At 66.4% G+C, this 20100-nt stretch carries 19 protein-coding genes; 9 read left to right on the plus strand and 10 right to left on the minus strand.

All coding sequences use genetic code 11. The annotated features are described in order from the left end of the window. Positions 1 to 34 precede the first annotated feature (34 nt). From GJG85_RS15825 to GJG85_RS15860, 8 genes are all read left to right on the plus strand, one after another. Positions 35 to 1477, plus strand: a complete 1443-nt coding sequence (locus GJG85_RS15825) for an aspartate aminotransferase family protein (RefSeq protein ID WP_050014289.1) — start codon at positions 35 to 37, stop codon at positions 1475 to 1477. Between the two features lie 62 nt (positions 1478 to 1539). Further along, on the plus strand, positions 1540 to 2655 hold the full coding sequence (locus GJG85_RS15830; RefSeq protein ID WP_050014288.1) for a polyamine ABC transporter substrate-binding protein: 1116 nt from the start codon (positions 1540 to 1542) through the stop codon (positions 2653 to 2655). A 186-nt stretch (positions 2656 to 2841) separates the two neighbouring features. After that, positions 2842 to 3996 carry a polyamine ABC transporter ATP-binding protein gene (gene potA / locus GJG85_RS15835; protein WP_089488887.1) on the plus strand — a complete coding sequence of 385 codons (1155 nt, stop codon included), beginning with the start codon at positions 2842 to 2844 and terminating at the stop codon, positions 3994 to 3996. A 10-nt stretch (positions 3997 to 4006) separates the two neighbouring features. Next, positions 4007 to 4993, plus strand: a complete 987-nt coding sequence (locus GJG85_RS15840) for an ABC transporter permease subunit (protein WP_050014286.1) — start codon at positions 4007 to 4009, stop codon at positions 4991 to 4993. Further along, positions 4990 to 5829, plus strand: coding sequence for an ABC transporter permease subunit (locus GJG85_RS15845; protein WP_050014285.1), 840 nt, complete (start codon positions 4990 to 4992; stop codon positions 5827 to 5829). The genes GJG85_RS15840 and GJG85_RS15845 overlap by 4 nt, the downstream gene beginning before the upstream one ends. Positions 5830 to 5942: 113 nt before the next feature. Continuing rightward, on the plus strand, positions 5943 to 7508 hold the full coding sequence (locus GJG85_RS15850; RefSeq protein WP_204383453.1) for a DUF3138 family protein: 1566 nt from the start codon (positions 5943 to 5945) through the stop codon (positions 7506 to 7508). Between the two features lie 94 nt (positions 7509 to 7602). After that, positions 7603 to 8907 carry an FAD-binding oxidoreductase gene (locus GJG85_RS15855; protein WP_089488888.1) on the plus strand — a complete coding sequence of 435 codons (1305 nt, stop codon included), beginning with the start codon at positions 7603 to 7605 and terminating at the stop codon, positions 8905 to 8907. A gap of 25 nt (positions 8908 to 8932) precedes the next feature. Further along, on the plus strand, positions 8933 to 10234 hold the full coding sequence (locus tag GJG85_RS15860; RefSeq protein ID WP_204383455.1) for an FAD-binding oxidoreductase: 1302 nt from the start codon (positions 8933 to 8935) through the stop codon (positions 10232 to 10234). Positions 10235 to 10289: 55 nt separating this feature from the next. Here GJG85_RS15860 and gor read toward each other — a convergent pair whose 3' ends face one another. The 6 genes from gor to GJG85_RS15890 all read right to left on the minus strand — a co-directional run bounded on the left by gor (position 10290) and on the right by GJG85_RS15890 (position 15938). Beyond that, complete coding sequence (gene gor, locus GJG85_RS15865; RefSeq protein ID WP_089488890.1) at positions 10290 to 11645, minus strand: glutathione-disulfide reductase; 1356 nt, start codon at positions 11643 to 11645, stop codon at positions 10290 to 10292. 241 nt (positions 11646 to 11886) lie between these two features. Beyond that, entirely contained in the window at positions 11887 to 12111 is a 225-nt protein-coding gene (locus GJG85_RS15870; protein ID WP_050014343.1) for a hypothetical protein, read from the minus strand. Between the two features lie 372 nt (positions 12112 to 12483). Continuing rightward, positions 12484 to 13605 (minus strand): porin, encoded by a 1122-nt coding sequence (locus tag GJG85_RS15875; RefSeq protein ID WP_050014280.1) that lies wholly within the window; start codon positions 13603 to 13605, stop codon positions 12484 to 12486. A gap of 335 nt (positions 13606 to 13940) precedes the next feature. Further along, the gene (locus GJG85_RS15880; protein WP_050014279.1) at positions 13941 to 14687 is read right to left on the minus strand and encodes a YoaK family protein; all 747 of its coding nucleotides are present in this window, start codon (positions 14685 to 14687) and stop codon (positions 13941 to 13943) included. Between the two features lie 58 nt (positions 14688 to 14745). Beyond that, positions 14746 to 15273, minus strand: a complete 528-nt coding sequence (locus GJG85_RS15885; protein WP_050014278.1) for a chromate transporter — start codon at positions 15271 to 15273, stop codon at positions 14746 to 14748. Continuing rightward, entirely contained in the window at positions 15270 to 15938 is a 669-nt protein-coding gene (locus GJG85_RS15890; RefSeq protein WP_176017039.1) for a chromate transporter, read from the minus strand. Before GJG85_RS15890 ends, GJG85_RS15885 begins: the two co-directional genes overlap by 4 nt. Before the next feature lie 96 nt (positions 15939 to 16034). Between GJG85_RS15890 and GJG85_RS15895 the strand changes: the two genes are divergently transcribed. Then, positions 16035 to 16919: a transcriptional regulator GcvA gene (locus GJG85_RS15895; protein ID WP_204383457.1), complete on the plus strand. Its 885-nt coding sequence runs from the start codon at positions 16035 to 16037 to the stop codon at positions 16917 to 16919. A 119-nt stretch (positions 16920 to 17038) separates the two neighbouring features. On the opposite strand, the gene tssF is transcribed toward GJG85_RS15895, so the two are convergent. The 4 genes from tssF to GJG85_RS15915 form a co-directional block, all read right to left on the minus strand. Then, positions 17039 to 18916 carry a type VI secretion system baseplate subunit TssF gene (tssF, locus tag GJG85_RS15900; protein ID WP_204383461.1) on the minus strand — a complete coding sequence of 626 codons (1878 nt, stop codon included), beginning with the start codon at positions 18914 to 18916 and terminating at the stop codon, positions 17039 to 17041. Positions 18917 to 18920: 4 nt separating this feature from the next. Beyond that, positions 18921 to 19238: a hypothetical protein gene (locus GJG85_RS15905; protein ID WP_089488943.1), complete on the minus strand. Its 318-nt coding sequence runs from the start codon at positions 19236 to 19238 to the stop codon at positions 18921 to 18923. A 33-nt stretch (positions 19239 to 19271) separates the two neighbouring features. Then, complete coding sequence (locus GJG85_RS15910; RefSeq protein ID WP_050014342.1) at positions 19272 to 19532, minus strand: PAAR domain-containing protein; 261 nt, start codon at positions 19530 to 19532, stop codon at positions 19272 to 19274. A gap of 69 nt (positions 19533 to 19601) precedes the next feature. Continuing rightward, positions 19602 to 20075 (minus strand): hypothetical protein, encoded by a 474-nt coding sequence (locus tag GJG85_RS15915; RefSeq protein WP_124631170.1) that lies wholly within the window; start codon positions 20073 to 20075, stop codon positions 19602 to 19604. Positions 20076 to 20100 lie beyond the last annotated feature (25 nt).

A 20100-nucleotide genomic window follows, 5' to 3' on the forward strand; every position in this document is an offset into this window, starting at 1 on the left:
CGCGCATCACCGCATACGGAATCATGGAGGAAACATGACTTACCGCAACGAATCTGCCTGGATCCAGCCGGCCGCGCCGAGTGCCGCGGCCGCCGCGCCGCGCGCGACGCAGGCACGCACGACCGCCGAATACCGCGCGCTCGACGCCGCGCACCACATCCACCCGTTCTCCGACATGGGCGCGCTCAACCGCGCCGGCAGTCGCGTGATCGTGAAGGCCGACGGTGTCTACCTGTGGGACTCGGACGGCAACAAGGTGATCGACGGGATGGCTGGCCTGTGGTGCGTGAACGTCGGCTACGGCCGCAAGGAACTCGCCGACGCCGCGTATCGCCAGCTCCAGGAACTGCCGTTCTACAACACGTTCTTCAAGACGACGCATCCGCCGGTGATCGAACTGTCGGCGATGCTGGCCGAAGTGACGCCCGCCGGCTTCAACCACTTCTTCTATTGCAACAGCGGCTCGGAAGGCAACGACACCGTGCTGCGTCTCGTGCACCAGTACTGGCGCGTGCAGGGCAAGCCGCAGAAGAAGTACGTGATCTCGCGCAAGAACGGCTATCACGGCTCGACGATCGCGGGCGGCACGCTCGGCGGGATGGGCTACATGCACGAGCAGATGCCGTCGAAAGTCGAGCACATCGTGCATATCGATCAGCCGTATTTCTTCGGCGAAGCGCAGCCGGGCGAGACGCCCGAAGCATTCGGCCTCGCACGCGCGCAGCAGCTCGAAGCGAAGATCCTCGAGCTCGGCGCGGAGAACGTCGCGGCATTCATCGGCGAGCCGTTCCAGGGCGCGGGCGGCGTGATCTTCCCGCCGTCGACGTACTGGCCGGAAATCCAGCGGATCTGCCGCAAGTACGACATTCTGCTCGTCGCCGACGAAGTGATCGGCGGGTTCGGGCGCACCGGCGAATGGTTCGCGCACCAGCACTTCGGCTTCGAGCCGGACCTGATCACGATGGCGAAGGGCCTGACGTCGGGCTATGTGCCGATGGGGGCGGTGGGCATTCATGAGCGCGTCGCGCGCCCGATCATCGATAACGGCGAATTCAATCACGGCCTCACGTATTCGGGCCATCCGGTGGCGGCGGCCGTCGCGGTCGCGAACCTGAAGCTGCTGCGCGACGAGGGGATCGTCGAGCGCGTGAAGACCGACACCGGCCCGTACTTCCAGGCGCTGATGCGCGAAACCTTCGCGCGTCATCCGATCGTCGGCGAAGTGCACGGGCACGGGATGGTCGCGAGCCTGCAACTGGCCGAAGCGCCGGCCGAACGCCGCCGCTTCGCGAACGGCGGCGACGTCGGCACGATCTGCCGCGACTTCTGCTTCAACGGCAACCTGATCATGCGGGCGACCGGCGACCGGATGCTGCTGTCGCCGCCGCTCGTGATCTCGCGCCAGGAAATCGATGAACTCGTGTCGAAGGCGAAGAAGGCCGTCGATGCCACCGCCCAGCAACTGGGCATTTCGTAACGGTTTTGCCTACAGGCGTGCGGCGGGCGCCGCACGCCGCCATCACCCAAGGGAATTCCACCATGCGTGCCTGCTTACTTCGCCAAGCCTGTTCCATCGCGGCCCTTGCCGCGGTGGCCGCGTTCACGTCGGTCGCCAGTCCGTCGGCTCATGCCGAGGACCTGAACGTCTACAACTGGTCCGACTACATCGCGCCGGACACGATCCCGAACTTCCAGAAGCAGACGGGTATTCACGTCAAGTACGACAACTACGACAGCGACGACACGCTGCAGGCGAAGCTGCTGGCCGGCAGCTCCGGCTACGACATCGTCGTGCCGACGTCGAACTACATGGCCAAGCAGATCCAGGCCGGCGTGTACCAGAAGCTCGACAAGTCGAAGATTCCGAACCTCGCGAACCTCGACCCGCTGCTGATGAAGATGATCTCGGATGCCGATCCGGGCAACCAGTACGGGGTGCCCTGGGCGTACGGCACGGACGGCATCGGCTACAACGCACAGGCGGTGAAGAAGGCGCTCGGCGACAAGGCGCCGGTCGACAGCTGGGCGCTGGTGTTCGATCCGGCCAACATGGAGAAGCTGAAGAGCTGCGGCGTGTCGTTCCTCGACCAGGCCGTCGACGTGTTCGCTGCCACGCTGCAGTACATGGGCAAGGACCCGAACAGCAAGAACCCCGGCGACTACCAGGCTGCGTTCGAAGTCCTGAAGAAAGTGCGCCCGTACATCACCCAGTTCAACTCGTCCGGCTACATCAACGACCTCGCGAACAACGACGTATGCGTCGTGCTCGGCTGGTCGGGCGACGTCGGCATCGCGCACCGCCGCTCGGCCGAAGCGAAGCGTTCGTACGACATCAAGTTCTCGAATCCGAAGGAAGGCGGCCTGCTGTGGTTCGACGTGATGGTGATCCCGAAGGATGCACCGCACCCCGAGGCCGCGCTGAAGTGGATCAACTACATTTCCGACCCGAAGGTCAACGCGGCGATCACCAACACGGTGTTCTACCCGACCGCGAACAAAGCCGCGCATCAGTTCGTCACGCCGGCCGTCGCGCAGGACCAGACCGTCTATCCGCCCGAAGACGTGCTGAAGAAGATGGTGCTGATGAAGCCGATGCCGGCCGAGATCCTGCGCCTCGAGAACCGTCTGTGGGCCCAATTGAAGACGGGCCACTGATCGCGATGCCTCACGGCGGCGCAGGCATCGCGGTCCGCCTGCCCGCCTGACATTCGCGGACCTCCGTCCGCCCGCGCGCCACGCGCGCTGTTCCATCCGGCACGAGCCGTTGCTCGCGAGTCGCGTTGCGCGCCTCGCGTGGGGACGCTCACGCCTGCAATCCGTGAAGAACGAATGGTGACTCCCATGCAATCGATACCCTCTTCCGCTGCTGCACGCCAGACCCAACCGGCCGCCGCACCCCGTACGCAAAACGATGCGTTCGTGCGCATCGAAAACGTCGTGAAGAAATTCGGCGACAGCACGGCCGTCGACAACGTGAACCTGACGATCGCGAAGAACGAGCTGTTCGCGCTGCTCGGCAGTTCGGGCTGCGGCAAGTCCACGCTGCTGCGCATGCTCGCCGGGCTGGAAACGGCGACCTCCGGCAAGATCTTCGTCGACGGCGAGGACCTCGCGTCGCTGCCGCCGTACCGCCGCCCGGTCAACATGATGTTCCAGTCGTATGCGCTGTTCCCGCACATGACGGTCGAATCGAACGTCGCGTTCGGCCTGAAGCAGGAAGGCACGCCGAAAAACGAGATCAGGGAACGCGTGGCCGATGCGCTCGCGCTCGTGCAGATGACCAAGTACGCGAAGCGCAAGCCGCATCAGCTGTCGGGCGGCCAGCAGCAGCGCGTCGCGCTCGCCCGCTCGCTGGTGAAGCGCCCGAAGCTGCTGCTGCTCGACGAGCCGATGTCCGCGCTCGACAAGAAGATCCGCCAGAAAACCCAGCTCGAACTGGTGAACATCATCGAGAAGGTCGACGTGACCTGCGTGATGGTCACGCACGACCAGGAAGAGGCGATGACGATGGCGAGCCGCCTCGCGGTGATGAGCGAAGGCAAGATCGTGCAGATCGGCTCGCCCGGCGAAGTGTACGAATACCCGAACAGCCGCTTCTCGGCCGAATTCATCGGCTCGACCAACCTGTTCGAGGGGCGCGTGGTCGAGGACGAGCCCGATCACATCTTCGTCGAAAGCGACGATCTCGAGAACCGCATGTACGTGAGCCACGGCGTGACCGGCCCGCTCGGGATGCCGGTCGGCATCTCGGTGCGCCCGGAGCGCGTGCACGTGTCGCGCGAGAAGCCGGGCGCGCGGCACAACTGGGCGCGCGGCGTGGTGACCGACATCGCGTACATGGGCAGCTACTCGCTGTACCACGTGCGTCTGCCGAGCGGCAAGACGGTGGTGTCGAATCTGTCGAGCTCGCACCTGATGAACGACGGCGCGCCCGCGTGGAACGACGACGTGTTCGTGTCGTGGTCGCCGGCCAGCGGCGTCGTGCTGACGCAATGAGGACGCGACGATGAGAACCTCCGCTTCCACGCCTTCCGCGCCGGTGTCGACCGGCGCCGCACGCACCGGCGCGGGTCACGCCCGCCGCCGCCGCTTCGCCGCGCTGTCGCGCTTGCTGCCGTCGGGCCGCACCGTCGCGATCGGCGTGCCGTTCCTGTGGCTGGCCGTGTTCTTCGCGCTGCCGTTCGTGCTGGTGCTGAAGATCAGCTTCGCCGACCAGGTGATGGGCATCCCGCCGTACACGTCGCTCGTCGAGTTCAAGGACGGCGTCGTGCACTTCGCGCTGCAGCTGTCGCACTACGCGTTCCTGCTGCAGGACGACCTGTACATCGCGACCTACCTCAGCTCGCTGAAGATGGCTGCCGTGTCGACGGTGCTGTGTTTGCTGATCGGCTATCCGATGGCGTACTACATCGCGCGCTCGGAGCCGAACCGCCGCAACGTGCTGATGATGGCCGTGATGCTGCCGTTCTGGACGTCGTTCCTGATCCGCGTGTACGCATGGATCGGAATCCTGAAGGACGACGGCCTGCTGAACCACACGCTGATCGCGCTCGGCATCATCCACACGCCGCTGCGGCTCTATCACAGCGATGCGGGCGTCTACATCGGAATGGTCTATTCGTACCTGCCGTTCATGGTGATGCCGCTCTATGCGCACCTCGTGAAGATGGACCTGACGCTGCTCGAAGCCGCGTACGACCTCGGCGCGAAACCGTGGGTCGCGTTCACGCGCATCACGCTGCCGCTGTCGAAGAACGGGATCATCGCCGGCAGCCTGCTGGTGTTCATCCCGGCGGTCGGCGAGTACGTGATTCCCGAACTGCTCGGCGGCGCCGACACGCTGATGATCGGCCGCGTGATGTGGGATGAATTCTTCAACAACATGGACTGGCCGATGGCGTCCGCGGTGACGGTCGCGATGGTGCTGCTGTTGCTGGTGCCGATGGCGCTGTTCCAGTACTACCAGGTCAAGGAACTGGAGGACGCGAAATGATCAAGCCGAGCAAACCGCTGTCGACGGGCGTTCTCGCCTTCGGCTTCCTGTTCCTGTACATCCCGATCATCAGCCTCGTCGTGTATTCGTTCAACGAATCGAAGCTGGTGACGGTGTGGTCGGGCTTCTCGCTGAAGTGGTACGCGGCGCTGCTGGACGACGACGAGTTGCTGACCGCCGCGTGGCTGTCGCTGAAGATCGGCCTGTTGACGGCCACCGCGTCGGTCGTGATCGGCACGTGGGCCGGCTTCGTGCTCGCGCGCTTCGGCCGCTTCAAGGGCTTCACGCTGTACACGGGGATGATCAACGCGCCGCTGGTGATTCCGGAGGTGATCCAGGGGATCTCGCTGCTGCTGCTGTTCGTCGCGCTGGAGCAGATGTTCGGCTGGCCGAAGGGGCGCGGGATGGCGACGATCTGGATCGGCCACGTGATGTTGTGCGTGTCGTACGTGGCGATCATCGTGCAGTCGCGCGTGAAGGAGATGAACAAGTCGCTCGAGGAGGCCGCGCTCGATCTCGGCGCGACGCCGCTGAAGGTGTTCTTCGTGGTGACGCTGCCGCTGATCTCGCAGGCGCTGCTGTCGGGGTGGCTGCTGTCGTTCACGTTGTCGATCGACGATCTGGTGCTGTCGGCGTTTCTGTCCGGGCCGGGCTCGACGACGCTGCCGCTGGTGGTGTTCTCGCGCGTGCGCCTGGGCTTGAACCCCGAGATGAATGCGCTGGCGACGCTGTTCATCACGGCCGTGACGATCGGCGTGATCGTCGTGAACCGGATGATGATCGCGCGCGAGCGGCGCCGGATGGCCGACTTGAAGGCCGCGTTCGCGATGGCGTGAACGCTCGACTCCTTCAACGATAACAAGCAGTGCAGACAAGCATGACGCGCCGCCCCGGGGGGGGGGCGCGATTCGATCCCGTTTTGACAGGCGCACGACTAGGAGAATCCGCAATGAAGAAGAAACTGATCTGCCTGCTGGTGGCCGGCGCGTTGCCGGGCGTCGCGCTGGCCGGTTCCACCTCCGCCGAAATCAAGGCGCTGCAGGCGCAGGTCGCGGCGCTGCAGAAACAGATGAAGGCGATGCAGGCGCAACTCGCCGCGAAGCAGGGCGGCGCGAGCGGCGGCATGGCCGGCGGCGGCAACGCGGTCGCGGTCGCCGCCGATCCGGGCTCGCCGGATTACGGCCGCGCACGCGCCACGCTGACCAACGACGAGGTCAGCGAAATGAAGCAGCAGATCGCGAACCAGCAGCTGAAGGTCGACTCGCTGACCGACGCGGCCACCACGGGCCCGCTCGCCGGCCTGTCGGTCACCGGCTACATCGATCCGACCTACATCTACAACCGCGCGGCCGGCACGTCGTCGTTCCTGTTCGCGAACCACGAGAACGCGTACAACTACTTCAACAGCACGTTCGGCGACCTCTACCTCGACATCAAGAAGACGTTCGGCGTCGGCCCGATGGCGCCGTCGGCCGAAATCACGCTGATGCCGAACCGCGGCAACGGCATCACGCTGCTGCAGAACTCGCGCGGCTCGATCACCGACAACCTGCTGAACACCGCGGTCATCAACGTGCCGATCACCGCGGAAACGACGCTCGTCGCCGGTTTGATCCCGAGCTTCGGCGGCTACGAAGTGCAGCAGTCGAACCAGATGCTCACGCTCACGCACAACCTGCTGTACGATTTCTCCGATCCGGGCAGCTACGTCGGTGTCGGCGCGAACTACACGAAGGGCGCCTGGGCGTGGAAGTTCTTCCTCGGCAACGAGCAGTACCGCACCTACGGTTCGGTCACGCAGACGGGCACCAATGCGCTCGGCGACCCGATCACCACGAGCAACAAGGTGCCGACCTTCACCGCGCGCGCGGACTACACGTGGTCGAGCGCGCTCGATCTCGGCGGCTCGTTCAACATCGGGCGGCAGACGCTGTCGAGTGCGATCGATTCGGACGGCGTCGTCCACTACGGCCCGGGCGGCGCGGCGCCGAGCGGGTACGGTTCGTTCTTCTTCGGCGAACTCGACGCGACCTACACGCTCGCCGATATTCAGTACAACGCCGAAGTCGACTACGGCCGGCAGCAGCATGCCGCGTTCAACGGCGGGCTCGCGCAGTGGTACGGGCTGTCGCTGCTCGCGCACCGCAAGTTCAACGCACCGGTGGTCGGCCGCATGGGCGTGACGCTGCGCTACGACCTGCTCGCGAACTCGAAGAACGGCGGCGGCGGCGGCGGCATCGCGCTGAACGGCAACGGGATGGACCCGAGCAACGGCTTCGGCGTCGATGCGGACTGCCTCGCGCAGTCGAAGGCCGGCGGCGGCCTGGGCTTCGAGTGCAAGGGCGCGGTGCGCCAGGACGTCGCGCTCGACCTGCTGTTCTATCCGACCCAGCAGATCACCGTGAAGGTCGAATACCGGCACGACTGGGCGAACAACAAGGTGTTCCTGCGCAACGACGGGTCGTACGGCAAGTCCAACGACCTGCTCGCGACGCAGTTCATCTATTCGTTCTGATGCAGCACGCGCGGGGCGCCGTGCCGCACGCACGGCGTCCCGCGCCGTTTTCCGGCTGCGCGCCGTTCGCAGCCTTGTCGAGGGAGTCAGTTTCATGACGCAGTCTTTCACCCGCCGCGCCGATGCGCTCGCGCGCGACTCGTATTACGAAGCCACGGCCACACGACCCGTGGCCGACGATCCGATCCTCGAGGATGCGATCGACGTCGACGTCTGCGTGATCGGCGCCGGTTTCGCGGGCCTGTCGACGGCGCTCGACTGCCGCACGCGCGGGCTGTCGGTCGCGGTGATCGATGCGCACCGGCCCGGCTGGGGCGCGTCGGGCCGCAACGGCGGCCAGGCGATCACCGGCTTCGCGAAAGACGAGGTGATCGAGAAACAGCTCGGCGCCGACGGTGCGCGCGCCGCGTGGTCGCTGTCGCTCGACGGCGTCGCGCTGATCGCCGAGCGCATCGCGCGCTACGGGATCGACTGCGACTTCACGCGCGGCTACCTGACCGTCGCGACGAAGCCGCGCCGCGTGGACGACCTGCGCGCGTGGATGAATGCCGCGACGTCGCGCTGGGGCCACCCGTCGCTCGCGTGGCTCGATACCGGCGAGATCCACGCGCGCATTGCGTCGACGCGTTATCTGGCCGGCGTGCACGACCCGCTGTCGGGCCACCTGCATCCGCTCAAGTATTGCCTCGGCCTCGCCGATGCCGCGCGCCGCGAAGGCGTCGCGCTGTACGCGCACACGCCCGCGCTCGACGTCGTGCGCGGCGCGCGGCCGGTCGTGCGCACGCCATCCGGCGAAGTGCGCTGCCGCTTCGTCGTGTCGTGCTGCAATGCGGGCCCCGGCGGCGTGCTGCCGGCCGCGACCGCCGCGCGCATCGCGCCGATCGCGTCGTACATCATCGCGACCGAGCCGCTCGGCCGCGCGCATGCCGACGCGCTGATCGCCCGACGCGAAGCCGTGTGCGACAACAACTTCTTCCTCGACTACTTCCGGCTGTCGGCCGACGACCGGATGCTGTTCGGCGGCCGTGCGAATTCGGCCGGCGCGTCGCCCGCCGCGCTCGCCGAAGCGATCCGGCAGCGCATGGTCGGCGTGTTCCCGCAGCTCGGCGACGTGCGCGTCGAGCACGCGTGGGGCGGCTTCGTCGACGTCACGCGCAACCGCGCGCCTGACTTCGGCGCGATCGATCCGAACTTCTTCTACGTCCAGGGCTTCAGCGGGCACGGCGTCGCGCTCACCGGGATCGCCGGACGCGCGGTCGCCGGCGCAATCGCGGGCGACACGCGCGCGTTCGATCTGTTCGCACGCGTGCGTCACCGGCGCTTTCCCGGCGGCGACGCATGGCGGCAACCGGCACTCGAGCTCGGGATGCTGTATCACCGCGTCCGCGAGCTGTTCTGAGCCCTTTCACTCCGCCCTCCTCATCATGCAGACATTCGCCAACCAGCCGCACGTCGCGTCGTACTACGCGGCGACCGCCAACGACACGACCCGCCACGCGCCGCTTGCCGGCACGATCGACGCCGACGTGTGCGTGATCGGCGCGGGCCTCACGGGCCTGTCCGCCGCGCTCAACCTCGCCGAGCGCGGCCATTCGGTGACCGTGCTCGAAGCGTCGCGGGTCGGATGGGCGGCGAGCGGCCGCAACGGCGGCCAGTTGATCGGCGGCTTCGCGTGCGACATCGACACGTTCGCGCAATTCATGCCGGAAGGCGACGTGAAGCGGATCTGGGACATGGGGCTCGAAACGCTGTCGCTCGTGAAGTCGCGCATCGCGCGGCACGACATCGACTGCGCGCTGGTGCCCGGCTACCTGACCGCGGCGAACACCGCGCGCGACGCCGATGCGCTGAAACGCTGGCGCGACGAAGCCGCGAAGCGCTTCGGCTACGACCGCTTCCACTTCGTCGAAGCGGACGAACTCCGCGACTACGTGCAGTCGGCCCGCTATTGCGGCGGCCTGTACGACCCCGACAGTGGCCACCTCCATCCGCTCAACTACACGCTCGGTCTCGCGCGGGCGGCCACCGACGCGGGCGTGCGCATCCACGAGAACAGCTGCGTGACGCACGTGCGCGACGTGTCCGGCGGCCACGTCGTCGAGACGAGCAGCGGCAACGTGCGCGCGCGCTTCGTCGTGCTCGCGTGCAACACCTACGTCGGCACGCTCGCGCCCGCATTGTCGAAGAAGATCATGCCGGTCGGCACCTACGTGATCGCGACCGAACCGCTCGGCGAAGCGCGCGCCGCCGCGCTGATGCCCGCGCGCGCGGCGATCTGCGACAGCCGCTTCGTGCTCGACTATTTCCGGCCGGCGCCCGACACGCGGCTCGTGTGGGGCGGCAAGGTCAGCTATTCGACGCGCGAGCCGCGCGATCTCGCCGCGGCGATGCGCGCGGACATGCTGAAGACGTTCCCGCAGCTCGCGGACGTGAAGGTCGACTATGCGTGGGGCGGCTTCGTCGACATCACGATGAACCGCGCGCCGCATTTCGGCCGCATCACGCCGACGACCTACTTCGCGCAGGGGTTCTCGGGGCACGGCGTGAACACGACCGCGCTCGCGGGCAAGCTGATCGCCGAGGCGATCGACGGACAGGCGAGCCGCTTCGACCTGTTCGACAAGATCCGGCATCGCGACTTCCCGGGCGGCGCGGCGCTGCGCACGCCGGCGCTGGTGCTCGCGATGAGCTGGTATCGGCTGCTGGACGCGTTCGGCGTGCATTGAGCGGCGTACGCCCGCGAAACACGGCCGCGTTGAAAACGCGGCCGCCCGCTTCCCGCTAGTCGCCCACCTTCTGCCGCATCGTCACGAACTCCTCGGCCGCGGTCGGATGAATGCCGATCGTGTCGTCGAACTGCGTCTTCGTCGCGCCCGCGCGAATCGCGATCGCGATGCCCTGAATGATCTCGCCCGCGTCGCGGCCGACCATGTGCGCGCCGATCACGCGCTGGCTGTCGCGCGCGACGACGAGCTTCATCAGCGTGCGCTCGTCGCGGCCCGACAGCGTGTGGCGCAGCGCCTTGAACGACGTGCGGTAGATGTCGACGTCGCCCAGCGTGCGGCGCGCATCGGCCTCGGTCAGGCCGACCGTCGCGACCTCCGGCTGGCTGAACACGGCCGACGGCACGTACGCGTGATCGACCGCCACGCGCGAGCCGCCGAACAGCGTGCGCGCGAGCAAGCCGGCATCGCGCGTCGCGACCGGCGTGAGCTGCGGCCGCGACGTGACGTCGCCGATCGCGTGGATCGACGGCACCGACGTCGCCGAATACGCATCGACGGCAATCGCGCCGCGTGCATCGAGCAGGATGCCTGCCTGCTCGAGCCCGATCCCGTCGACGTTCGGCACGCGGCCGGTCGCATAGAGCACCTGATCGTACGGCCCGTGCCGCGCGTCGCCGACACGCACGAACAGCGCGCCGTCGTCCGCGCGCTCGATCGATTCGATCACCGCGCGCGGGTGAATCGTGACGCCCTGCTTCGTCATCTCGTCGGTCAGGAACTGGCGCACGTCGTCGTCGAAGCCGCGCAGGATTTTTTCACCGCGATAAAACAGGTCGACGTGGCTGCCAAAGCCGTTGAAGATGCCCGCGAACTCGACCGCGATATAGCCGCCGCCGACCACCGCGATGCGCTTGGGGCACGTCGCGAGCGACAGCGCCTCGCGCGACGTGATCGCATGTTCGATGCCGGGCCGCGGCGGCAACGACGGCCGCGAGCCGGTCGCGATCGCGATGTGGCGCGCGCGGATCGAGCGATCGCCGATCGCGACCGTATGCGCATCGACGAGCGTCGCGCGGCCGGCGTGCATGTCGACGCCCGATTGCCGCAGCAGGCTGATGTAGATGTCGCTCAGCCGGTTGATCTCGCGATCCTTCGCGGCGATCAGCGCGGGCCAGTCGAGCGTGCCGGCGCCGAAGGTCCAGCCGAAGCCCTTCGCGTCGTCGAGTTCATGCGGGTAATGCGATGCGTAGACCAGCAGTTTCTTCGGGATGCAGCCGCGCAGCACGCAGGTGCCGCCGATCTGCTCTTCTTCCGCTATGCCGACGCGTGCGCCGTATGACGCGGACATGCGCGCGAGCCTCACGCCGCCCGAGCCGGCGCCGATGACGAACAGGTCGTAGTCGAAATCCATCGCATTCCCTCATCGCAGTTCGGATGGGGTGACGATAGCAAGATTCGGGGATTCGTGCGGCGCGCGGTGCGTGCCGCGCGTCCAATAAAAAACGGCGAGAGACGTGGCCTCTCGCCGGTCAAACCGGCTGGCGGTTGTGCCATGCGTCACCGATCGACCGCATGCCCGACCTGCCGATTGCGCGGCACCGGTCGGCCCAGGCGCGCGAAGGGCGCGCCCGCGGCCGGACCGGCCGCCATGCTCATGCCTGCGACGTGTCGCTGCCGTCCGTCGCCTGCGTATCGTCCGCCTGCTGCGGCTGCTCGTCCTTCTTCTCGAGCAGGCCTTCGATCGCCTCCGCGCCCTTGAAACCGGCGACGGCCGCGGCCGCCTTGGTCAGCAGGCCCGCATCCGGATCCACCTTTTCCACGCCTTCGACGGCAGCCACTGCGCCGGCGATTTCGCCCACAACGTTCAGGATACCCATCGTCATCCCCTTTCAAGAAAATCGTGAGCGCATCGTCCCACGAAAGAAACCGGCGGACCGCGTTTGTCATCGCCGGATACACAAGTTACGCACAGGCCGCCCGCGCTCGCGGCGCGCGACCGGAACGACGCACGCGCACGCCTGACGGCATGCCACGCGCGATGCACGCAGCGTAGCGGAAAGCCCGCGCGCGGACTGTAAAAGTGTGTTCTGGATCGCCGACGGATCGCTTACGGCGCGGGCCTGGCGCAATGGAGCGTTTGCCGAATAATCGGTTGCGCGTATGAAGGTCGCGTGACGAAAAAAAGAGGCTCCGCGCGGAGCCTCTTCGATGCGCGCCGGACGAAGCCGGCGCACGCGTTCCGACGTTCGTCAGAAGATATTGCGCAGGCCGATCGCGATGCCCGTCTGGTTGCTGCGGCCAGGCAGCTCGACGTTCGCCGCGCCGTTCGTCTTGTTGAAGTCGACGGTGCCGTAGATTTCGGTGCGCTTGCTCAGCGCGTACTCGGCGATGCCGACGATCGCGTAGCGGTTGCCGCTCGCGAGCGTGCCGTTCGTGGTCATCGCATTGCGCATGTGGTCGTAGTAGAACGCGCCCGTCAGCGTCAGCGGCGCGCTGACCTGCCAGCTCACGCCCGCGAACGGACCGTCGTCGATGCGGCCGGTGCCCTTCGCGACCGGAATCGACTGCTGCGCGAGCAGGCTGTCGACGAAGCCCGTGTCGTCCTTCGAGCGCAGGTAGCCCGCGTAGATCTTCGCCTTGCTGAACGCGTACACGACGTTCGCGTGGTAGATCGTCTGCTTGCGCGCCGAGTTGTCGCTGTTCTGCTGCGCGCCGGCCGCGATGCTGAGCGGGCCCATCACGTACGACAGCGATACGCCCCATGCATTGCCCTTGCCGAGCGAGCCCGGAATCTGGCCCGAGAAGCCGCCGGCGCCGGTCGATTCGTAGTTGGTGCCGGTCGAGTACATCGCCTTCGCCGTCAGGCCCTCGAACTTGCCCGTGTACTTGATCTGGTTGTCCGCATACAGGCCGCCGCCGAGCGCGACCGGCAACCATGCGTTTTCGAGGTAGTTGCCGACGGTCAGAGGATCGTAGGTATCCGCCAGCAGGTCGAACAGCGGCGTCTTCTGGCGGCCGAGCGTCACGGTGCCGTACGGGCTCTGCAGGCCGACGTACGCCGCGCGGTTGAACAGGCGGCCGCTGTCGGCGAATGCGCCGTTCTGCAGGTTCACGCCGCTCTCGAGGTTGAACACGGCCTTCAGGCCGCCACCGAGGTCTTCCGTGCCGTAGATGCCGAAGCGGCTGTTCGTGATCGCGCCGTTGGTCATCGACAGCAGGCCGTCGTTCTTCGCGTTGGCGTTGGTCAGGTAACGGATGCTGGCGTCGGCCACGCCCCACAGCGTGACCGAGCTTTGTGCTGCTGCGTACTGGCTGGCGAAGGCCAGCGCCGCGCCCCCTGCGATGACTGCGAGTCGGGTGGTCTGCTTCATGAGCGTTCCTTTTTTAGGTGTCTCCATTCATGACCGGCCGCGTGCGCAGCCGGGTGGCGATCGCGGCGCGCTCATGGCGCGCGCGACGTGGGGTGAATCATAGGATGAGTACGGAGGCTGAAAGAAATTGAAATGCGCGGCAATCGCGCGATTGTCGTCCGGGAACAACGTTTCCCGCGCGGGGCGTGTTTTCGTGCGGCGGCGGCACGGTGGGCGGCGGCGCCGGGGGGCACGCGCGGCGCTGCAAGGTTCGGCGATGGTGCGGCGTGGTCACGCGGATCGCGGAGAAATCGCCGGTGCGATCGTTGCGGCGGGTTGCGGGTTGCAGCCTGCCGTCAGGCCGTTTGCGTCGCCCCGTCGCTGCTGTCGCCCTGACCACCCTGACCGCCCGCGCCACCCGCACCGCCGTTCCCCGCGCGACGCCACGCACGCCGCACGATTTCCGCGAACGCGCCGACGAGCAGCAGCACGGCGCCCCACAGCGCGATGTCCGGCACGAGCCGCGTCACGAGGCCGCCGACCACCGCGCCGCCCAGGAAACAGAAACTGATCGTCGCGAGCAGCGCCGAGTCGTGCAGCGCGCCCGCGTCGTAGCGCGGAATCAGCCCGACGAACAGCTTCTGCGCGGCGCGCCGCAGGTTGCCGGTCGTCATCACCGACGTGTACGACAGTGCCTCGAGATGGGTGAACGACAGCGTCTGCAGCGTCGCGACGAACGAGATGCCCGGGATCAGCCATGCGCTCGACGCGCCGACGACGCCGCTCGCGGCGACGCCGAGAAACGCGATTTCGACGATCAGGCTCACGAACGCCGTATGCCGCATCCAGCCGCGCTGCGCGGCCAGGGCGAGCAGATGCGCGACGAACACCGCGAGCACGAAGCCGCCGAGCGGCGGCACGTGATGCAGCGCGGCGGCCCATTCGCCGGCCGACAGGTTGATGCCGAGCAGCGCGACGTTGCCGGTCATCGTGTTCGCGAACACGTGGCCGTGGCCAACGTACGTGTACGCGTCGAGGTAGCCGCCGGACAGCGTCAGCAATGCGGCGACAGTGAGATTGCGGCTGGCGCCGTCGAGATCCATCGATCCTCCCGTGAAAAGTCGCGCCAGTATCGCGCACGGGAGGGCGGTTGTGCGCCGTTCACTGCCCGATGCCCGTGAGCCCGATCAGCGCGCCGCCCGCGAGCAGCCACAGCGGATGGATGCGCGTGCGCCACGCGAGCACCGCGCATGCGGCCGTGATGCCCCACTGGATCGCGGTGCGGTTCGACGCCTCGGAAATCAGCACCGCGCTGGCCGCGACGAGCCCGGCCGTCACCGGCATCATCCCCTGCTGCACGTAGCGGCGCCACGGCCGGTCGCGAAAGCGCTCCCACGCATGCAGCGCGAGCACCGTCACGATCGACGACGGCCCGAACTTCGCGACCGACGCGACGAGCAGCCCGGCCCAGCCGGCCACGTGCCAGCCGACCAGCGACACGATCATCATGTTCGGCCCGGGCGCCGCCTGGGCCAGCGCGAACAGCGCGGTGAACTCGTGCGCGCTCATCCAGTGGTGCACGTCGACGACCTGCCGCTGCATCTCCGGCAGGATCGTGTTGCCGCCGCCGAACGCGAGCAGCGACAACTGGCTGAAGATCGTCGCGATGGCGATCAGCGTGTCGCTCATGGCCGGCGCTCCTGTTGCGTGTGGGGCGAGTCGTGCGCATCGTGCGTGTCTCGCGCGGCATCCGGCACCGGCCGCGGCGCGCCGGCCTCGCGGCGGCGCGACGCGAGCCAGATGCTGACGGGCGTCAGCACCAGCATCGTGGTCAGCAGCGGAAGTCGCAGCACCGCGATCGCGACGAATGCGAGCGCCGCAATCGCCGCCGCGGTGCGCGGCGCCCGAAGCAGCGGCTTCGCGACCTTCACGGCCATCGCGACGAGCAACCCGGCCGCCGCCGCCGCGAGCCCCGCGAACAGGTGCTGCACGCGCGGATCGTTCTGCGTCTTCGCGTACAGCACGCCGAGCGCGACGACGACGAGCGTCGGGCCGGCGATCAGCCCGAGAATCCCGGCGAACGCGCCGGCGACGCCGCGAAAGCGCATGCCGACGGCGACCGACAGGTTGATCACGTTGCCGCCCGGCAGGAACTGGCACAGGCCGAGCAGATCGGTGAATTCGTCGGCGGAGAGCCACTTGCGCTCGTCGACGATCGTGCGCCGCGCGAACGGCAACGCGCCGCCGAACGACATCAGGCCGAGCGACAGGAAACCGGTGAACAGCTCGGCGAGGCCGACGCTGCGGGGGGACTCGGCAGGCGGCGGGAAGGCGGGCGGCAAAGCGGATTGCATGGGGCTCCTCATCAAACGGTGAATCGAGGTTACCGCCGTTCGGGATGCCGGCAAAACGATTTTATCGACGCGCCCTTGTGATCTAGAATCACAAGCATGGCACGCGATCTCCCGCCCTTTTCCGCGCTTCGGGCCTTTGAAGCCGCGGCACGACATGAAAGCTTCAGCGCCGCCGGCGACGAGCTGCATGTGACTCACGGTGCCATCAGCCGGCAGATCGCCGGGTTCGAGGCGTGGCTCGGCAAGCCGGTGTTCCACCGCTACGGCAAGCGCGTGAAGCTCACCGACGAAGGCCGCCGCTACCTGGACACCGTACGCGCGGCGTTCGACAGCATCGCGCACGCGACCGAGCAGTTGCGCAACACGGGCGCGGCGCGCGTGCTGCGCATCAACGCGCTGCCGACCTTCGCGATGAAATGGTTGCTGCCGCGCCTGTCGCGGTTTCAGCGCGACGTGCCGAACGTCGAGCTGAAGCTGTCGACGTCGAACGCGCCGCTCGACACGCTGAACGGCTTCGACGTCGCGATCCGCCGCGGCCCCGGCCACTGGCCGAATTGCACGAGCGGCCACTTCCTCGACGAAAGCGTGATTCCGGTGTGCAGCCCGGCACTGCTCAAGCGCGCGCCGATCACGCGCGCCGACGATCTCGCGCGGCACGTGCTGCTGCATTCGGATACGCGGCCGGAAGGCTGGCGCGACTGGTTCGCGGCGGCCGGCGTCGCGATGAAGGGGCGCAAGCGGCAGTCGTTCGACCACTTCTACCTGGCGCTGCAGGCGGCCGTCGACGGGCTGGGCGTCGCGCTCGGCCCGCTGCCGCTGATCGACGACGAGCTCGCGAGCGGGCGGCTGGTGATGCCGCTCGACGGGCCGCGTTTCGCGACGCGCAGCTACTGGTGGATCGCGCCGGGCGCGCCGGCCGACGATCCGCTCGTCGCGCAGTTCTGTGCGTGGTTGCAGGGGCAGTCGAATACTGGCGCGTAATGCAAGCGATCGGCAGCGTTGCGCCGCCCACCCGGGTCAGACAACATACGGTCGAGCGCTTGGTCCGGGCTGATCCGGATCACCCCGCCGCCTCATGACGAGAATCCTGGCCGATGCGTTCAGATCAGCGGCTGCGTACCGGGCATGGCCGCGCCTCGCGTCAATTCCTGGCCGGTCTGCGCCGAACGGACCACCAGTTGGACATAACTGTTCGTCGGCCCGTACGGCGCGAAGAACCGTTCGAGCAGCTTCGTGAACACGACCAGGCTGACTTCGCGCAGCGCGGTCTCGTCAAGCGACAACATGATTTCGATGCCGCGCACGAACGACGGGAACTGATTATCCAGCGACATCCATTTCATTGCCGGCTTGTAGTCCAGTTCGGTAATCGCGTCGATGCAGCGCAGCGCGAACGGCGTCGTGCGCACCGCGTGGAGCCGCAGGAATGCTTTCAGCCCCGATAACCCGTCCCGCGTCAGATCCAGCGGATGCGGCGCAAGCGTCGACAACACGCGCCACAACGCACCGTGGCCACGCGGCAGATCAGCCGTCAACGTCGGTCGGGTAATCAACTGGATCGGACAATCCAGCGCCTTGCTTTCGAGCAGCAAATCGCCCACCGGATTGCCGATCGACAAGCGCGCCGGCAAGTCGCCGTTTGTCACCGTCGTCACCACATCGATTTGGGGCAGCTTTGGCCGGACCGACTGTCCGTCCAGTCCGACCAGCGACAGCATCATGGATTGACGACCGGGCGATCCCGCATCGCGGTCACGAAACGCAACCCAATAGACCGCCGCCGAATCCGGGCGCGGATCGTGACTCAGCGCCTGATAGGGCCGCACCAGGGTTCTAGGCCGATCACTGTCGAGCGATACGTCCTCGTCTTTGTCCTTCTTCCTTGATAACTCGCCGAGATAGACCGCGTCGACCGAATACACGCCCAGCGGCGAATGTTTCGCCAGTCGCATGGGTTGGACCGGATAGGCGTCCTGCCCCTTCAACACAATGGGCAGGGCCGGTTGAGAAAAGAGATTCACGACGGGCGTACAAAACAGCTTGAACGCCGCCGCGTCCAGCGATGCAAGCGCCAGCGCGGCGACCGAGTCGGCAGGCGTATCGCGCAATACGACGTGCAACGTTAGTTCCCGAGCGTCGGGAGCGCTTGCTGCCCGCCGCACGCGGCCGATGTCGAGATCGACGAAATCGAACAGTTCGGGAAACGCGAAGTATTCCAGCAAGTAGCGGTAGGTGGTCGCGGTGTGGCTGGTGGTTCGGTTGTCCGGCAGCAAGCGGTCGTCATCGGCGAAACCGACCGGTTCGAACGGCACCTTCGATATGGCCCGCCAGCGCCCACATTGATCGACCTCGACATACGCGGCCGCCGCGCGCAGCAGCAAAGCGTCCAGCAGCGACGAGACGAACGGCCGTTCGCCGGAAAGATAGATCCGGACAGGCCCGTCCGGAATAGCCGCCGTGAATGGACCGGCAGCCGACGCGAAGCTGATCGACAGCACGCCGGTTGCGTCTGTCGGCAATCTCACGGTCGACGGCGCCAGCAGCGCCGGGGCATACCGCGCGGACCGGATTTGCAATGGCGAGAGGGTCACGTCGTAGGCCGACCGGAACCGTATCGGGGCGGTGCGCGCATTCAACGCCATGCCTCGCGGCACGATGATCGGCTCCGTCAGTTGACCGACGATCGTCCGTGGTTCGACCGAGGCAATCGCGCACGACGGTATGGTGCGCAGATAGTGGGGGTGGACGACCTCGAGCAGCGCCTCGGTGAACTCGGGATAGTCGTCGGCCAGCTTCGAATCGAGGTGTGCGGCCAGAAACGAAAAGGTTTGAATCAGACGCGCCACATGCGGATCGTCGCTTCGGCCGCTCTGGATGCCGAGCCGAGCCGCGATCTTTGGATAGCGGATCGCGAAATCGCCGAGTGCCCGCGCGAACAACCCGAGTTCATATTCGTAATGCGACAGCAGGTGATCCATTCAGCTACAGCCCTAGTCGGTCGGAACGCACGAGTGTCGGGCCGACGAAGATAAGTTTGCGCAATCCTCCTTGTGGGCCGTATGGCTGCATCCGGATCATTTCATGCTGCGGTCCGTACGACGGGAGAGATTCGGCCGCCTCGGCGTCGAGAATCGCCGGGCCGACGACGTGTCGGTCATAGAGATGTTCGATTTCCGCTAGCCGTTCCGCCCGCGTGCGCTTGCCAGGCTCCGGGAAGTGGCGTGGCCGGTTCAAATAAAGCCAATGATGCACAACCTGCGCGTCGGGCGACGATTCGCCGATCAATGCCGTTTCCTTCATCGGATCTACCGAACCGCCCATACGCGATGACCTCTATTCAAGCGACGAAATCAGTCGCGCTCCGCACTCCGTCGGATCATCGTGAAAGGCTACCGGCGTACCGTGATGGTTGCGCGTACTGTTTTGGGGAATGATCCTGAACTGCCCGCCGCACTTCGGACATTCGGTCAGGTGCCCTTCGAGCGCGACGGGAATGCCCTGCGCTTTCAGATCGTCACTCGCGGTGATCACGTGGCCTCCGTGCGTCGTCTTGTCATTCAGGCGGATCACGCCACGTCCGTTTTCATCCTTCATCATCCTTTCCGCATCGTTTGCATTGTCATGCCGTTGAACAAGCAAGACCTGATCGGTCCCGCATCCAGGTCAACCGTCGCTCTTCGGAGCGACTCCGCTAAAAGTTTTCGGATGCCGAGCATTGGCGCAAATTCGATTCCATCCGGAGAATTCGAACGCGGTCGCGTACCTGCCTCCATTGTCCTCATCACGAATTCCGTAATTCAGCTCAGGCTTCTCCAGGCTGAGCGGGCCATAGTCGGCAAGTGACGGATCATCCGAACGGGTCACATAGATAAAACGCGCACGAACCAGCTGGCCGGCCCGATTTTTGTAGGTGACGTATCCGCAAATGAACGTGCGCGTGTAGTTCGGCGTCGAACTTATCCCGTGCAAATCAAGCGTGTTTTCGTATAAATCAAAAAAATCGATGTCTTGGGCATCGACCAATGCTGATTTGACCGCTTTTTCCGCAGCATCGTATTTCGCAGATGCACTTGACGAGCATCCAGCGAACAACACAAGTGCCGTGGTTAGCGCCGCTACGATGTGCCTTTCAATCATGCCGGAAATCCTCTTCGTCAAGCAC

The organism is Burkholderia sp. MS389, assembly GCF_016899425.1.
Taxonomy (GTDB): Bacteria; Pseudomonadota; Gammaproteobacteria; order Burkholderiales; family Burkholderiaceae; genus Burkholderia; species Burkholderia sola.

Coding starts and splice junctions, on each gene's coding strand:
- GJG85_RS15825 (WP_050014289.1), top strand. CDS start 35: ATGACTTACCGCAACGAATCTGCCTGGATCCAGCCGGCCGCGCCGAGT.
- GJG85_RS15830 (WP_050014288.1), top strand. CDS start 1,540: ATGCGTGCCTGCTTACTTCGCCAAGCCTGTTCCATCGCGGCCCTTGCC.
- potA (WP_089488887.1), top strand. CDS start 2,842: ATGCAATCGATACCCTCTTCCGCTGCTGCACGCCAGACCCAACCGGCC.
- GJG85_RS15840 (WP_050014286.1), top strand. CDS start 4,007: ATGAGAACCTCCGCTTCCACGCCTTCCGCGCCGGTGTCGACCGGCGCC.
- GJG85_RS15845 (WP_050014285.1), top strand. CDS start 4,990: ATGATCAAGCCGAGCAAACCGCTGTCGACGGGCGTTCTCGCCTTCGGC.
- GJG85_RS15850 (WP_204383453.1), top strand. CDS start 5,943: ATGAAGAAGAAACTGATCTGCCTGCTGGTGGCCGGCGCGTTGCCGGGC.
- GJG85_RS15855 (WP_089488888.1), top strand. CDS start 7,603: ATGACGCAGTCTTTCACCCGCCGCGCCGATGCGCTCGCGCGCGACTCG.
- GJG85_RS15860 (WP_204383455.1), top strand. CDS start 8,933: ATGCAGACATTCGCCAACCAGCCGCACGTCGCGTCGTACTACGCGGCG.
- gor (WP_089488890.1), bottom strand. CDS start 11,645: ATGGATTTCGACTACGACCTGTTCGTCATCGGCGCCGGCTCGGGCGGC.
- GJG85_RS15870 (WP_050014343.1), bottom strand. CDS start 12,111: ATGGGTATCCTGAACGTTGTGGGCGAAATCGCCGGCGCAGTGGCTGCC.
- GJG85_RS15875 (WP_050014280.1), bottom strand. CDS start 13,605: ATGAAGCAGACCACCCGACTCGCAGTCATCGCAGGGGGCGCGGCGCTG.
- GJG85_RS15880 (WP_050014279.1), bottom strand. CDS start 14,687: ATGGATCTCGACGGCGCCAGCCGCAATCTCACTGTCGCCGCATTGCTG.
- GJG85_RS15885 (WP_050014278.1), bottom strand. CDS start 15,273: ATGAGCGACACGCTGATCGCCATCGCGACGATCTTCAGCCAGTTGTCG.
- GJG85_RS15890 (WP_176017039.1), bottom strand. CDS start 15,938: ATGCAATCCGCTTTGCCGCCCGCCTTCCCGCCGCCTGCCGAGTCCCCC.
- GJG85_RS15895 (WP_204383457.1), top strand. CDS start 16,035: ATGGCACGCGATCTCCCGCCCTTTTCCGCGCTTCGGGCCTTTGAAGCC.
- tssF (WP_204383461.1), bottom strand. CDS start 18,916: ATGGATCACCTGCTGTCGCATTACGAATATGAACTCGGGTTGTTCGCG.
- GJG85_RS15905 (WP_089488943.1), bottom strand. CDS start 19,238: ATGAAGGAAACGGCATTGATCGGCGAATCGTCGCCCGACGCGCAGGTT.
- GJG85_RS15910 (WP_050014342.1), bottom strand. CDS start 19,532: ATGAAGGATGAAAACGGACGTGGCGTGATCCGCCTGAATGACAAGACG.
- GJG85_RS15915 (WP_124631170.1), bottom strand. CDS start 20,075: ATGATTGAAAGGCACATCGTAGCGGCGCTAACCACGGCACTTGTGTTG.